Origin of the sequence: Vibrio variabilis (assembly GCF_003263785.1) — a bacterium.
GTDB lineage: Bacteria > Pseudomonadota > Gammaproteobacteria > Enterobacterales > Vibrionaceae > Vibrio > Vibrio variabilis.
Genome location: NZ_JYJK01000118.1, coordinates 18,950 through 34,423, shown reverse-complemented (window position 1 = coordinate 34,423; position 15,474 = coordinate 18,950). Strand labels below are relative to the sequence as shown.

The following is a 15,474-nucleotide window of genomic DNA, read 5'->3' as shown; positions in this document are numbered from 1 at the left end:
AAAGTGTCTTAATGTGATCTGAATAACTAGCCTTTCTTGACCGAAATCAAGCGGGGTTAGGTATAACCACAAAGCACTATTCCAAATGACAGAATTCCCATTAATTTTATGGGATAGCCTTATGCCATTTATTCATCACTGATAAGGCGGAGTATATGTCACGAGAGAAAACTTCACAGAGTCGACGTCGATTTCTTCGCGACGCCGCTCGAACCGCGGTCGGTGTCGGCGCAGCCGCGACCGTATTAGGACTTCAATCCAAACAAGGACAAGCCAAAACCAGTGGTGGCGTGCCTATTCGTCCGCCTGGTGCATTGGAAGGCAATCAGTTTGACCAAGCGTGTTTACGCTGTGGTCTTTGCGTTCAGGCTTGTCCTTATGACACGCTGAAACTCGCCACATTGCTCTCTCCCGTTGCTTCTGGAACGCCATATTTTACCGCTCGTGATATTCCTTGCGAGATGTGTGAAGACATACCTTGTGTTGTCGCTTGCCCAAGTGGTGCTCTAGACCATGCGCTGACCAACATTGATGACTCGCGAATGGGGCTCGCGGTGCTGATTGACCATGAGGAGTGCCTCAACTGGCAAGGGCTTCGCTGTGATGTGTGTTATCGCGTTTGTCCTCTTATTGATAAAGCGATCACGCTTGAGCCAATCCGTAACCAGCGCACCGGTTATCATGCGATGTTCATACCTACCGTACACTCTGATGCTTGCACGGGCTGTGGTAAATGTGAGCAAGCCTGCGTGACGGAAGTACCTGTAATCAAAGTGGTTCCGATTGAGCTCGCTAAGGGTTACATGGGGATCATTATCAGCTTGGCTGGGAAGAGCAGGTTGAACTGCGAGACGGGAACTTCCCCAAAACACCGGAAATTGCGCCAACCGAGCATATCCGCATCAATGATGGGAGAAAATAATGGCTAAGAATCTCGCTAAAGATGCTGGTAATGACGCTATCCGTGAACTTGGCTGGTGGCGTTCTCATCGATTTCTGATTCTACGTAGGTTGTGTCAGCTCTCTATCGTTGGTCTGTTTATGATGGGGCCTACGTGGGGCATTTTACAGGGCAACTTGTCGTCTAGCATGCTGCTAGGTACTGTCCCGCTGAGTGACCCTCTATTGGTTCTACAAACCTTAGCGACTGGACATTGGCCAGAGGTGAATGCCTTAATTGGTGTCACTATCGTTGTGATTTTTTATGCGTTGCTCGCTCCTCGCGCGTTTTGCGCTTGGGTGTGTCCATTAAATATCGTCACGGATATGGCGGCATGCTGCGCCGCAAGCTGAATCTCAAAACTAGCTTTAAGTGGTCTCCAACATTACGTTATTGGTTGATCCCTGTGATCTTACTTGGCAGTGCAGTATCGGGATCGCTGCTCTGGGCGTGGGTGGATCCTGTCGCGACACTGCACCGTGGATTAGTATTTGGGATGGGCGCCGGTTGGATCCTTATTGCATTAGTGTTCTTGTTGGATTTAGTGCTGGTCGAACATGGTTGGTGTGGGCATCTTTGTCCGCTTGGAGCAACGTATGGGGTAATTGGCCGTAAGAGCCCAATACGTATAAAAGCCACTCACCGTGAAGCGTGCACTAAGTGTATGGACTGTTATCACGTTTGCCCAGAGCCAGATGTACTTAGACAGCCACTAAAGTCGGGCGATAAGCGAGTCATGAGTCAGGACTGCATCAGTTGTGGGCGCTGCATTGATGTTTGTGTGCCGAAAGTCCTAGAGTTCAAAGTTCGGCCTAACGCAGATTAATACAATTACGCCAACCTTAAAGGCTGGCGTTTTTCATCACTTATTGGTTAGCTAAAGAACTTGAGTTAATAACGCGCTTCTAGCGTGACTCCGCTAAAGCTGGTGTAGCCATTGAGCATAATGTGGTAGCGACCATTTTTAGTGCTCGTAACAGTACAAGTTTCTTGGTTGCCATAGCGATATGGACGACATTCCCAGCTGCTGAGTGTTGGTGCCGAGCCATAACGTAAGTACAAATCGGCATCGCCAGAGCCAGCAGAAATAGTCACGCTCAAACGCTGCCCAGCAGTGACATCAATGTAATATTGCTTTTGCTCGCCGCGAGCGCCGGAAATGTTGCTAACGGGTGTCGCGTTCTTTAGTTCGCCATCCGGTGTTTGGCCACCACAATCGTTGCCACAGCCGTTGTCGGTGAGGCTGTAGACCAGCTTGTTCACTGTCCCCTTGGTATCGCTTATCTTGTTGACGCTCGCACGTTCACTGATTTTAGCGGCCACTTGAGCGGGTGAGAGTGCCCCGTTCTCTTGCAAATACAGAGCTGCAACGCCAGCGACATGCGGCGTTGCCATCGAAGTGCCACTAATGGTCTTGTAGCTACCGTCATACCAAGCTGATTTAATGCTTGAGCCCGGCGCAAATACATCGACACAACTGCCCCAGTTGGAGAAGCTTGAACGTGCATCACTGCTGGTGGTAGAGCCCACGGTGACGCCACTAGACTCTCGAGCAGGGGATGAGTTACAAGCATTGGCATTATTATTACCTGCTGCGAGCATAAAACTCACCCCTGATTGCACGGCACTAGCAACAGCGCGATCAAGTGCGGTAGATACACCACCCCCTAAACTCATGTTGGCAACCGAAGGCCAGATGCGTTTGTCGCCACCCAGTCTACGCCACTGATAACGCCAGCGGTGGTACCAGAACCGGTACAGCTAAGCACGCGAACACCTACGATATTGACGTTTTTAGCTACACCATATTGCGCTCCACCAATGGTGCCAGCAACGTGAGTACCATGGCCGTTACAGTCGGTAGCGTCACTGTCATTGTCGACAAAATCGTAACCAGAGCTTGAGCGGCCACCAAACTCAGGGTGAGTATTAGTGACACCTGTATCGATAACGTATGCGGTCACACCGCTACCATCATAGTTGTAACTGTAGTTACTGTTTAGTGGGCGGTCGCGCTGATCGATACGATCGAGTCCCCAGATAGCGTTGCTTTGATTAGCGTTGGTTGAGAATATCGGATCCAGTGTAATGACCTGGTTCTGCTCGATGAACTCGACTTGTTGATCGCTACGCAGTTCAAACAATTGTTCGGCGGAGAGTGTCGCAACAAAGCCACTTAGCGAGCGATTGAAGACTTTTTCTATCTCAAATGAATGCTGTGTAGCTAGGCCGGAAACGGTTTGCTCTGTGAACTGTTGTAACGCAATAGGATCATTGCTTAGCGTCATAGGCTGCTTGAGTACCACAATGTATTGATCGCTCAGCGCAGTGTCTGCTGACGCTGTGACTAGCGGTGCCAATACCTCATTTTGTTGTAACTCTGGAGTAGCAAGGTTTTGTTCAGCTAGGGTATAGCTTGAGTTGATCGCAAAAACGGATGCGATAGAAAAGGTCAAAAATGTCTTTAACATATTGTGTTCCATTCAAAAGTTATCGAATTATTGAATAACGTCAGCACAGTGCTGGCTGACGATGCGAGCGCTTGCAAACAGCAGTGCAGCTCGCGTACGAAATTCAAGCTAGTCAAAACGGATGAGGAACGCGTAAAGAAAATATGCATTTAAGTGCATTTCATGAGATTTGTGCCAATGCTTGCGATAGGTATCAAAAAAAACAGCTTTAATCTGTAGCGATGAATTTTATGTGCTACTGGGTGTCTATTGATTAAGTTGTTGTTTAAAAAGGATATTTATTGATATTTTAAACTGCTATTCTTGCAGTTCTGCTGAATGAATAGGCACTTTAAAGTGAGGTGAGGTGCAGTAATCAGAATCGGGTTTTAAGAAAGTATGAGTGAACCATTTGGTCTGAACTTGGGATAGTAAATAAAGAGGCCTTTGAGAGGCCTCATTACATAAAGTTAACGAGCGATATCTAGAACATTGTCTTTTACGCCGTTAATTCGGAACCAACCAGCAATACTAAAGCGCTCGCGCTGAGTTGGCAGAACTTCGTGCGGGAACATTTCTGAGAAGAACACAAACAAACGGCCGGACTTAGGTTTGATGCGAGTGATTTCATTGTCATCCAGATCGTAAACCACCAGGTCGCCACCGTCTTCGTCTGTCCACTCGTCATTCATGTAAAACACGGTGGTCAGGCGACGGTTCTCATTGCCACGGAAACAGTCCAGATGCTTTTGGTAGAAATCGCCTTTCTCATATTTGGCGAAATGCGCTTCATACTCAAATAGCCCCAAGAAAAAGTTTTGGTTAGCCGTTTGGCGAATGATTTCCATCTTGCTAAGAAATTGTCCTACCGGATCGCCAAGATCGGGGGATAGCCAACAGATCTTGTCACTGCGAATGGTACTTTCACGCATCACATCATCATTACGACCAATACGCGCTTTGTTCCACTCTTCAGGTAAGCACTCTTTGAGAGCTGAAACTTGCTCGGCAGAGAGAAAGTCATCCCAAACGTAATAGCCATGTTGGGTCAGATTGTCGATCAGTGTTTGCATGATGCACCATCGTTGTTAGAAACAGGGAGGGCGCTTTATAAAGAAATAGATAGCATGCTTCAATTTAGGTTGTTTATCGTGACGATAACGCTTGTTCGAGAAGGGGTAGGGTATAACAGGCAAGAAGTCGCCCCTTACCGCAGCAAGGGGCATAAGACTACTGAATGTAATCGATAAGAGCTTGTTCACTTGGTAGTGCGGTCATCGCGCCTTTTTGCGTTGTCGCTAAAGCGCCGCAGCCGTTTGCCCAGCGAACCGCATCAACGATGGTCTCATCATTGATCCAATCTGTTGTTTTAGATAAACGAGTCAATAGGCCGCCCACAAAAGCATCGCCTGCACCTGTGGTATCAACTGGCTTGACTGGTGTGCCGGCAATGAGCTGTTGCTCATTGTCACGAATAACCAATGCGCCTTTTGCGCCTTGAGTAATGAGCACAAGTGTATTGTTGTATTCACCAAGTGCTGCAATACCAGCGTCAAGGTTGTCGGTTTCAGTTAGGAACATCAGTTCATCGTCTGAGAACTTAACCACGTCGGCCAGAGCAATGGCTTGCTGGCACACAGGCTTGATAAGGCTTTGGTCGCCCCATACTTCGTCGCGAAGGTTTGGATCGAAACTGACAAAGCCGCCAGCTTGCTTAATGCGTTTCATCGCTTCTAGCGTCGCGCTGCGGCTTGGCTCATTAGCAAGAGCGATAGAGCAAACGTGTAGCCACTCGCCTGCGCTAAACTCAGGAATATCGCCCACTTGCATAAATTGGTCTGCACTTGGCTTAACCATAAACGTGAAGCTGCGTTCGCCTGATTCATCAAGATCAACGATCACCGTTGACGTGCGCTGGGCGTCATCTAGTAGCATGAAGTCAGTATTCACGTTTTCTGAGCTTAATGTTTGCTTCATGAAGCGTCCTAACGGGTCTTGACCGACACGGCCAAAAAATCCGGTTTCACCACCGAGTCGGGCGATCGCAACAGCGACGTTTGCAGGAGCACCGCCGGGACATTTTAGATACGTCGTGTCCGTATCAGGAATCAAATCTACAACGGCATCGCCAGTTACCCAAACCTTACTCATAACAAATTTCCTGTACTAATCGATTTGTTTTGAGTTTACTAAATCGATTTAGCAAAGAAAATGTGTTTTAATAGACACCATGATAGCGGCGCTAAAAATTGTGATCTCAAGCACGATCGTGATCCGCAGTGAAGATCTTCTCTATATAAGACGCAACAAGCAGGAAGCATAAGTAGAACGCGATGAGCAAAAAGCTAACATTGGCCGATATTGCACAATTGGCAGAGGTCTCTAAATCGACCGTCAGTTTTGTGTTGAATGGACATGCAGAAAAACACCGCATTAATAAAGAGACGGTGGCACGCGTGCTGCGTGTCGTTGAGGAGCATAACTATTCGCCCAGTGTTTATGCCAGAGCGCTCAAGTCGAAAAAGACGCAAACTTTTGGCTTGGTGATCCCAGATCTTACCAACATGGGTTTCGCTACGATTGCGAAAGCATTGGAACAGCTGTGCTTAAACGCGGGTTATCAACTTTTAATTGCTTCTACCGATGACGATCCTTTGCAGGAGAAAAAGGCGGTGGCGAACCTTGTTGAACGCCAAGTCGATGGCATGATGGTGGCTTCATGTCTAGCGAGTGATGATTACTATACAATCCATATCAAGGATATCCCAGTGGTGTTTTTCGACCGAGAGTTGGAGTCGGAGCACCATAGTGAAATCACGACGAATGCGTATGACTCGACTAAAACTATTGTGTCTGCATTGGTTAAAGATGTGTCTGAATGTGCGTTTATCGGCGGACAGCTCTCTTTGTCTCCTAGCCGAGAGCGTTATCAAGGCTTCGTCGATGCCATTCAAGACGGTGGGCTGTCGCTGCAACCTGAGCTTGTCTTTAACCAAGATTATCAGCCTCAAAGTGGTTATGAGATGATGCAAAGCTGTGTTGAGCATCTTGGCCGGCTTCCAGCAGCACTGTTTACAGGTTCTTACTCTTTATTAGAGGGCGTGCTTAGGTATCTCAATGAGCAGAACCTGATGGCGACGGCTGCTCAGCAGCCGATGCGAATTGCTACCTTTGATAACTATTCCGTTCTCGATTGTTTGCCGCTACAAATCGACTCTATCGAGCAAGATTGCCAACAGTTGGCGGTGAAGACGTTTGATTGTTTGCAAAAGACGCTGTCTAATAAGGACTATAAAAGCAAGATGAGCATTCCTGCTTACATTCACAATCGGAGACGCTAGCGCTACATGGACTCAAAATCACTACAACCTCTCTATATACAGATCGCCGATACGCTCAAACAACGTATTGATGATGGGCTATACCCACAAGGTTCCAAGTTGCCCTCTGAGAGTCAGTTAGTAGACAGTTTGGGTGTGAGCCGTGTGACTGTCCGCAAAGCACTTGGTCAGTTGGCCGATATTGGCTATACCGTTTCTGAAAAAGGGAAGGGGACTTATGTTGCGGTTCAAAAACTCAAACATGATTTTTTGGGTATGGCGGGCTTTGCACAGGAGCTGCAAGGCGCAGGCTTAGAAGCGAGCAACCAAGTTGTCCATTTTGAAAAGACAGTGGCCGATGAAGCGTTGGCCGAAAAGCTGCTGGTTGATCCGGGTTCTGAATTGTATCGATGCGGCCGTTTGCGTGTGGTTAATGGCGATGTGGTGTCTTATGAAGATTTCTATATTCCAGTTGCACTATTGCCTGAGCTGAGTGAAGAGGTGTTGTCTGGATCTAAGTTTGCCTACTTAAAAGAGCAAGGGATCGAGATGGTGAAAACGCATCAAAAGATCAAGCCGTCATTGCCGAGTAAGCTCGTTCAAGACAAGTTGTCTGTTGAAGCGCTCGAGCCGATTTTGATCAACGAATCGATCAACTATCGCAGTGAGACTGAGCCGTATGAGTACTCCATTGTCTACTATAAGTCGAGCGTTTATGACTTTGAGATAGTCGCTAGGCTTTAGTCTTCGCAAAGATCCATGAAACCACCTTTTGATAAGGTGGTTTTTTTATATGCCCTCTATCTATTATTGATTGTGATGACAAGCACGTTTCTCACGTCCAATACGACAAAAAGGTTTATCCTGTATTTTACCTGTATTACATTAATACACGTTGAATACAGGTTACTATTTTGTGCTCTTAGGAGAGAACGAAAACATGGCAAGAAATGCTAAAGTTGTCGCATCGCAAGTTATGGACTTGCTAGGTGGTGAAGGCAACATCGAACAGTTGACGCACTGTGCAACACGTCTTCGTGTCGTTACTAAAGACGACTCAAAAGTTAACGCAGAACAGCTCGGTGAAACTGAGGGTGTTCACGGTTACTTCTTCAAGAATGGCCAACATCAGGTCATTCTAGGTACCGGCTTTGTGGGTAAAGTGTTTGCTGAACTCACTGGAAATGGTGAAGTAGATACAAGCGCGGCGCCTAAGAAGGAAGAATCTGGTAGCACGTTTCAACGCGTTACTCGAACTTTCTCAGACATCTTCGTTGCGATTATCCCTGCACTCGTTGCAACGGGATTGCTCATGGGACTGCGTGGACTGATCGTTAGCGGTTTTGGGGTTGAGCTTTCTCCTCAGTTGACGACACTTTCTCAGGTATTGACCGATACTGCCTTTATCTTTATCCCTGTTTTGGTCACTTGGTCTGCAATGCGCGTGTTTGGCGGCAACCCGGTATTGGGTATTGTGCTCGGATTAATGCTGGTGGCACCGCAACTTGCAAATAAGTGGGATGTAGCATTTGGCAACGCAGAAGCGCTGATGATCCCATTCTTTGGTTTTGAAATTGCGGTTACTGGCCTACAAAGCTCGATTCTACCTGCGGTATTTATGGGTTGGTTTGCGGCGATGGTGGAAAAAACATCGCGCAAATATGTGCCGGAAGTATTGGATCTGATTTTAACGCCTTTCATTACCTTACTGGTTTCACTTATCGCAGGCCTAGTATTTGTTGGCCCATTACTGCTGGGCATTGAAAAGTTCATTACCGATATCGTGGTTTACTTCTTACAAATTCCATACGGTATTGGTGGCCTAATATACGGTGGCGCGATTCAGTTTATGGCCGTGACAGGCATGCACCACACTATTGTTCCTATCACAATTGCTATGGTGACAGAGACAGGTTTTGACTACATCAACCCACTAGGCACCGCTGCGATTGCTGGTCAGTTTGGCGCGGCGATGGCGGTGATGACCATGCAAACCAGTAAGGTGAAAAAGTCGGGCATGTTTGGTGCAGCGCTACCTGCATTATTTGGTATTACAGAGCCGGCAATGTTTGCGGTAACTCTACCTCGCGTTAAGCCTTTCTTGTACGGCTGTGTGGGTGGTGCGATTGGTGGCTGTATCGGTGCGATTGCGGGTATTGGCTCAGCAGGTACAGGTGCAACAATGCTTCCAGGTATGTTGCTGTACTTGGGTGGCGGTCTAGGCATGTATGTTGTTGTTATGCTGGTTGCAGCCTTGGTTGCCTTCGCTATGACGAAACTGTTCTACAAAGAAACAAACTAATACATTGATTTTTATCCCCTCATGGATGAGCGAGTCACATGAGGGGATTTTTTTATTTTGAGTTTTAAAGAGAGTCGTTATGGATTTTTCGAACCGTCAAAACCGAATGGTTAGGCTAGACGAAGTGTCGGATGAGTATTTGCAGCATATTGCGAAGCTCACCAAACAAGATCCTTATTATCCAAGCTATCACATTGCGCCAAAGCATGGCCTGGTGAATGACCCGAACGGTCTGTGCTACTTCAACGGTGAGCACCATATCTTTTATCAGTGGTTCCCGCTTGGTCCTGTGCATGGTTTGAAGCATTGGTATCACGTGTCGACGAAAGATTTTGTGCATTTTACCGATCGAGGTGTCGCGCTGTATCCAGATCAAGATTATGACCAACACGGTTGTCATACCGGTGTGGCCGTTGTTGAAGATGATCACTTAAACCTTCTTTATACCGCGCACTATGTACCTGAGCCAGAATCAGGTCATCCGACACAGATATTGGCGGTCATGGATAAACAGGGCAATGTCGAGAAAAAAGGGGTAGTGGTCGATTTCAACGCAGAGTACTACACCCATAACATGCGTGACCCTGTCACATTGCGGCGTGGTGATGACTACTACATGTTGATTGGCGCTGAAAGCCATCAGCATGAGGGAAAGCTGGCAATTTATGGCGGCCCTTCTATCGATAGCTATCAATATCTAGGTAATGTCGATATCGGCCTCGACAACTTTGGGTTCATGTGGGAATGCCCAAACTATTATGAACAAGATGATAAGGGAGTGTTTATCTTCTCGCCTCAAGGCGTGTCTTCTGAGAGTAAGTACGACTTAAAGAACGTCTTTTCCGTGGTCTACATTGTGGGCAAACCTATCGATACCGAAAAGCGTGTGTTTGAAAACCAAGGCTACTTTGAACTGGATAAGGGTTTTGATTTCTATGCCCCGCAAACGTATCTAGACCCGAAAGGGAGGCGAATTCTTATCGGCTGGCTAGGGAACTCTAAAAGTGAATACCCAACGGATAAAAATTATTGGGCTCACATGTTAACGCTACCAAGAGAAGTGACGATTCGCGGCAATAGATTGATTCAGCAACCGCTCGATGAGCTTAAGGCACTAAGACACACCACTCAACCGTTAACAGCAAGCAACAGGCTGAGTAGTCGTGCATTTGAGCTAGAGCTATCCGTTGAAAGCAACTTCTGCCTAGAACTTGCCAATGATAGCGGTGACAAAATGGTGTTCTCAGGCAATGAAGATGAGTGGATTTTGGATCGAACCGATGTGACAGAGGTACACGCAGCAGAGTTTGGTACGGTGCGTTTTGCTAAGCGCCTGAGCACTCAAAGCCGAATCAGAGTGTTTGTCGATCATTCGAGTATTGAAATCTTCTGTGATGATGGGGAAACGGTCTTTACGTCACGCTTGTTTGTGGCGCAGTTTAATCAACTTCTGCTAACGGGAGTAGAGGGGAGCATCTATTACCTGAAGGGACTTCAGTATCAGTAGCCTTGCTCTCGTGCTTTCGATATCAATAACAAAGGCCGGCAAATGCTGGCCTTTGTTTATTTTGGAGAGCGAGGTGAATACGTGCTCTAACGGCGCTGCTTACTCGCGCTGACCTTGAGGAGCATAACCAGCTCTTCTTCAGTGACCAAGTCTTCAACTCGTTTCTCGCTCGATAAGCGTTCGACAAACGATTTGACGTCTCTCAGCTGGTTAGTGTCTAAATGATGAATGGCGTCAACAATATCCTGCTCCAACGTTTGATTCATGCGACTCACTCCTCAATTACTTTCATATTGTTACCCTAGACCATATGCGCCTAATAGCAAGTTTATTTGCAGTTTGATGCGCCTTGTCTGACCACGGCACGACCGAAAAGCTAACAGCAAGCGGTGTTGGTACGAGTTCTTCTTGATAGAGATGCATGTATACGAGTTGCTAGTTAATTGCCACTATTCTGGTGTAACGAATAATCGTTACATTTGCGCTACATCTTGCGCCTGAAATTTAAACAGTTAATTGATGTTTTTATTAATCTGTAATTGTGACTGGCATCACTGTAAGACCGTTAATTCAATTAAAGTTCATATAAATTGAGTCAATAAATATTTTTAAAGCTAAATGGATATTTATTTATATATAAACTATTGATTGTTATGGGTTTTTTGATAGTTCTAAAAGCGTGATTTAGGTAGGCATTTTTAACTTATTAGGATTGATGGGGTGAATGAATTTGCCCAAAATTGCTCTCGTTCATTCGATAAATGATTTCAAGTTTTTTGTTTGATGTGACGTGTGAATGAGGCGCTAGGTTCATCCCTTCTCATTCGCTACAAACAGAAAGCTTTTAAATATAAAAAAAATAGTTAATTACAATCCCTGGGGTTAATAATGAAAAACACATTTAAGCTATCGCTAGCTGCAGTTTTGGTTTCTGCTGCTATGGGCGCAAACGCGGGCATCAGCATCGTCGACAACGAGCAAGGTAACTTCTCTATCGGTGGTGACGTTGAATTTGACTTCAACTTTGAGAACATCGAAAGACACCAGCGTGACACAAATGGTGCTGTTATTTCTGGCTCTTCTGAAACTTCTAACCAGTTCAACCAATCTGGTCGTATCCTCCTTGAATTTGCTGGTGAGCGTTACACCGAGTCTGGTCATGTATTCCAAGTAAATGTACAGCCACTAATGGAGAGCAGCGGCAACGTAGCTTTGGATGATGCATGGTTTGCATTTGGCGCGCAAGATGGCTGGAACCTACGTATGGGTCGTTTTGAAGCGTTCGATATGTTCCCTGTAGGTCAAGATACCTTCCTTGAGTACTCTGGTGATACGGCTAACGATCTATATGTAGATGGCGCAGCATACGTATACCAAATGAAAGAAGGTCGTGGTCGTGGTTCTGATGGTCAGCTAATGTACAGCCAGAACTTTGGCAACGTATACTTAGAAGTTTCTTCTATGATTGGTGACCGCTCTGTACTGTTCGGCCAAAATGCATTCAACGGTGATGTGACTTACCACGGCCTAGAAGTAGAAAACAATAAAGATTCAGTTCTTTTACGTCCAGTTTTAGCATACCAAGCAGGTAACTTTGGTATTGCAGCGTCTATGGAAGCTAACTTAGTGAAAGACGCAGTAATCGTTAGACAAGGTAATGAAGAGATCGATATCTCTGACCGTAAAGGTTACGGTGTGACTGCAAACTACTCGACAGCAGACTGGAATCTTATCGCAAACTTCGCTTACATGGATGCAGTTGACGAAGACAACATGACTGTTGGTGTGAACGCACTATACAAAGGCTTTGGTCTAGGTTACATCCACGCAGCGAACGAATACGAAAACAACAAGATCAAGACTTACGCAGAAGGTAAAGCGAAAGTTGACACAGTTTATGCGTCTTACGAGTTTGCAGACGTGCTAGAAGTTGATGACTTCTCTATCTACCTAGGTGCTTACCATACTAAGGTTGATGACCAAACTGTGACTAAAGACGTGTTTGAAGAAAACGCAGACACTGGCGTTCGTGTTCGCTTCAAGTACTTCTTCTAATCGACAATCCGTTTAGAACAAAACTGCCAAATACAGAAACGGAGCGATCATCGCTCCGTTTTTTTCTATCGGCTTAGCGATTAGAACGTAAATGCTAAGTTCGCAGAAGCGCCTAACTGATTGCTACCCGCGTAGTTGCCAGCAATATCTAGGCTTACCACATCAAATGGACTCAAACCAATTCCAGCAGTGATGGCACTGTCGGCGTTGTCTTGCATGTCCACCTCATAACCTGCACGAAGCTGTGCCCAGTCCCAAGCGTTGCCCTCGATACCAAAGCGTAGGTACTGAGTTTCATCGTTAAGGCTAGCAAAGCGCTCTTGCTTGGTCAGTTCGATATCTACCGCAACGGTCACAAACTCGCCGTTGTATGCAGAACCAATGGTTGCCATCGGGTTTAACTTGTAAGTATCAATCTTGGTACCTTCGTAGGTTTGCACATCAATCTCTTGTTGAATGAGGTCACGAACCGATAGGCCAAGGCGCCAGTTGTTGTAGTGCCATGCTGCGCCCAAATCGAAGTTAAAAGCGCTCTTTTCAACCATGCTATCTTCTGCATTGTCAGCATCGAAGTCTTGCACGCTCGCGATGAGAGCATACGTGCGCAGCTTTTGGAACTTAGGTGTGATACCAAACGAGACGTCTTGATCGGCAATAGTGAAATTTTTACCCAGTGCTAAGCCAAACTCTGCGCTAGCAAAAGCTTGCATTTGCACTTCAGAGCTCTCGTAGCGGTCTTTGATTTGATCTGGTGCATCACCTTGGTTAGGTTCAATCAAAGGCGCTGCAATCGCTTCTGCATAGCCACGAGCGTAGAGATTACTAGATACTAAGCTCGATGGAATCGCTACCGCAAAACCTAAGTTGGCACTTACGGTTGTCGGCTTGTTGCCTTCGAGTTGGTCAAGTAGGCGGTTGATTTCGATCAGCTTTGCTTGTTCGCCTGATGGGTTTTTCTCGTACTCGTCGATCAACGATTGAAGATCGTCAAGCGTAGAAATACTTTCGTCAGCATCGCGACCGCTAGCGCCCAAGGTAGGCAATAGAAGGCCGACATCGTCGTTCTCCTTGTATGATGCCGTTAACGCTGGGTTGTATAAGCCTGCAGTCAGATAGTCAGCGGAGGCTACGCCAGTGTTACCCATGGCGGCGCCGCGCGCTTCGATCATATTGTTAGCTGCATTCGATAGTGTTGGAGTGGTTGCTGCCAAGACGATGGCGGCCACTTTAGTGATATTTTTCATTATTATGTCCTGCGATTCATTCGCATTAGTACTCATTATCCGATGAGTCTTATCTTTACGTACTTCCTTGCTGGAGTTTTGCAAAGAGCACGCCACTGCTTTGCTGTGAGTTATTCACACGCGAGCATATGATAATTGATATTTATATAAAGTAAACGATATATCATTTTGTTTTTATGGAATAAAAAAAGGCTCACCTAAAAAGGTGAGCCTTATCAAGAGAAAAAGTGGTCTGCGATTTAGAAGATTAAATGCGCGACACCAGCAATCACAGGCAGTGTGATAAGCGTACGTAGAATAAAGATAGCGAACAGCTCAAAAATGTTCACTGGGATGCGGCTACCAAGTAGCAGGGCACCCACTTCCGACATGTAGATAAGCTGCGTAACCGACATGGCTGCAATCACAAAGCGCGTCATTTCGTTATCAATCGATGCTGCTAGAATCGATGGGATGAACATATCCGCAAAACCGACAACCATGGTTTTTGACGCCGCTACGGCTTCTGGTACACCAAGTAACTCGAGGTAAGGGATAAACGGCGTTCCCAGGATTTCAAATACCGATGTGTACTCAGCGATAACAAGCGCAACAGTACCTAGACCCATGACAACAGGCAGTACGCCAAATACCATGTCGACAGCGTTCTTAACGCCTTCGCCGAATACTGACTTAGCCGATGTCACTGTACCAGCACGTTGTAATGCTAGATCCAAACCCCATGAAAATGTAGTGTGGCCTTTAGGTGTCACTTCCGCGTCTGCTGATGGCTTAGTCCCATCGATAAACAGGTCTTTTTTGTTACGCAGCGGTGGAAGGCGAGGGATAATAATCGCCGCGACAATACCCGCTAAACAAATCGCGCCATAGAAAGGTAGGAACAGGTGCTCAAGCTCAACTTGGGCAATAACCACCAAGCTAAATGTGATAGATACGGCAGAGAATGTGGTACCAATCACCGCTGCTTCACGCATGGTGTAGAACTTGTTCTCATACTGTTTGCTGGTCAGAAGAATACCCACACTACCATCACCTAGCCAAGAAGCCATACAGTCAATAGCGCCGCGACCTGGTAGATTGAACACTGGACGCATGATCTTACTGAGTAGTGCGCCAAACAGCTCAAGTAGGCCAAAGTTCAAAAGTAGTGGCAGAAGAAGACCAGCAAAAATGAACACGGCAAATAGCGTCGGTAGAAGGCCTTCCAATACTAGACCGCCAGTGTTTTCTTCCCAAATGGCTTCTGGACCCACTTGGAAGTAGGTCATGAGTACCGCAATACCACCGATAACGCGAACCGCGAGCCACATTGGTGTTGGGTTGAATAGTCCGTTTAAAAATTCATTATTAGTAATGAAAGCAGGCTTAAAAATGCGTGATAAAACCGATGCTGCTGCCATCACTGCAATGATTGCGGTGACCAACGGAACAATAAAGTCGCCCACTGCTGCTTGCAAAGCTTTAGCAAGTACTGCAACAGGGATAGTTAGACCGCCATCGTAGCTGATTGGCGCCATAAATAGGAATAGACCGATTAACGATGGGATGAAGAACATCCAGAAGTTGCCTTTTTTACTGCTTTTCGGCATAGATTGAGCACTATTTTGCATTTTTCTCTCGTGTTACAACTAGTTAATAATGGCGACGTCCTGCGCC

The 15,474-nt window shown here is 46.3% G+C and carries 10 protein-coding genes and 3 pseudogenes; 7 read left to right on the top strand and 6 right to left on the bottom strand.

Annotation, left to right across the window (positions count from 1 at the left end):
- Positions 1-155 precede the first annotated feature (155 nt).
- A pseudogene (napG, locus tag TZ48_RS19925) lies at positions 156-922 on the top strand (ferredoxin-type protein NapG).
- Positions 922-1,766, top strand: a pseudogene (gene napH / locus TZ48_RS19920) (quinol dehydrogenase ferredoxin subunit NapH). The pseudogenes napG and napH overlap by 1 nt, the downstream one beginning before the upstream one ends.
- A gap of 65 nt (positions 1,767-1,831) precedes the next feature.
- On the opposite strand, the pseudogene TZ48_RS19915 reads toward napH, so the two are convergent.
- The 3 genes and pseudogenes from TZ48_RS19915 to TZ48_RS19905 all read right to left on the bottom strand — a co-directional run bounded on the left by TZ48_RS19915 (position 1,832) and on the right by TZ48_RS19905 (position 5,541).
- Positions 1,832-3,411: pseudogene (locus TZ48_RS19915) on the bottom strand (S8 family peptidase).
- Between the two features lie 449 nt (positions 3,412-3,860).
- Positions 3,861-4,463: a 2OG-Fe(II) oxygenase gene (locus TZ48_RS19910; protein ID WP_112480401.1), complete on the bottom strand. Its 603-nt coding sequence runs from the start codon at positions 4,461-4,463 to the stop codon at positions 3,861-3,863.
- 157 nt (positions 4,464-4,620) lie between these two features.
- A complete protein-coding gene (locus tag TZ48_RS19905; RefSeq protein WP_112480400.1) occupies positions 4,621-5,541 on the bottom strand; it encodes an aminoimidazole riboside kinase in 921 nt (306 codons plus the stop codon).
- A gap of 182 nt (positions 5,542-5,723) precedes the next feature.
- On the opposite strand from TZ48_RS19905, the gene TZ48_RS19900 reads away from it, so the two are divergent.
- From TZ48_RS19900 to TZ48_RS19885, 4 genes are all read left to right on the top strand, one after another.
- Positions 5,724-6,731, top strand: coding sequence for a LacI family DNA-binding transcriptional regulator (locus TZ48_RS19900; protein ID WP_112480399.1), 1,008 nt, complete (start codon positions 5,724-5,726; stop codon positions 6,729-6,731).
- Positions 6,732-6,737: 6 nt separating this feature from the next.
- Positions 6,738-7,454: a GntR family transcriptional regulator gene (locus TZ48_RS19895; RefSeq protein ID WP_112480398.1), complete on the top strand. Its 717-nt coding sequence runs from the start codon at positions 6,738-6,740 to the stop codon at positions 7,452-7,454.
- A 196-nt stretch (positions 7,455-7,650) separates the two neighbouring features.
- Positions 7,651-9,012, top strand: coding sequence for a PTS transporter subunit EIIC (locus TZ48_RS19890; protein WP_112480397.1), 1,362 nt, complete (start codon positions 7,651-7,653; stop codon positions 9,010-9,012).
- 79 nt (positions 9,013-9,091) lie between these two features.
- Positions 9,092-10,519 (top strand): sucrose-6-phosphate hydrolase, encoded by a 1,428-nt coding sequence (locus TZ48_RS19885; protein WP_112480396.1) that lies wholly within the window; start codon positions 9,092-9,094, stop codon positions 10,517-10,519.
- An 86-nt stretch (positions 10,520-10,605) separates the two neighbouring features.
- Here TZ48_RS19885 and TZ48_RS19880 read toward each other — a convergent pair whose 3' ends face one another.
- Positions 10,606-10,785, bottom strand: a complete 180-nt coding sequence (locus TZ48_RS19880; RefSeq protein WP_112480395.1) for a hypothetical protein — start codon at positions 10,783-10,785, stop codon at positions 10,606-10,608.
- 622 nt (positions 10,786-11,407) lie between these two features.
- Here TZ48_RS19880 and TZ48_RS19875 point away from each other — a divergent pair.
- Positions 11,408-12,574 carry a carbohydrate porin gene (locus tag TZ48_RS19875; RefSeq protein ID WP_112480394.1) on the top strand — a complete coding sequence of 389 codons (1,167 nt, stop codon included), beginning with the start codon at positions 11,408-11,410 and terminating at the stop codon, positions 12,572-12,574.
- An 80-nt stretch (positions 12,575-12,654) separates the two neighbouring features.
- Here TZ48_RS19875 and TZ48_RS19870 read toward each other — a convergent pair whose 3' ends face one another.
- On the bottom strand, positions 12,655-13,818 hold the full coding sequence (locus TZ48_RS19870) for a conjugal transfer protein TraF (RefSeq protein WP_112480393.1): 1,164 nt from the start codon (positions 13,816-13,818) through the stop codon (positions 12,655-12,657).
- A 239-nt stretch (positions 13,819-14,057) separates the two neighbouring features.
- A complete protein-coding gene (locus TZ48_RS19865; protein WP_112480392.1) occupies positions 14,058-15,428 on the bottom strand; it encodes a YjiH family protein in 1,371 nt (456 codons plus the stop codon).
- Positions 15,429-15,474: the final 46 nt, after the last annotated feature.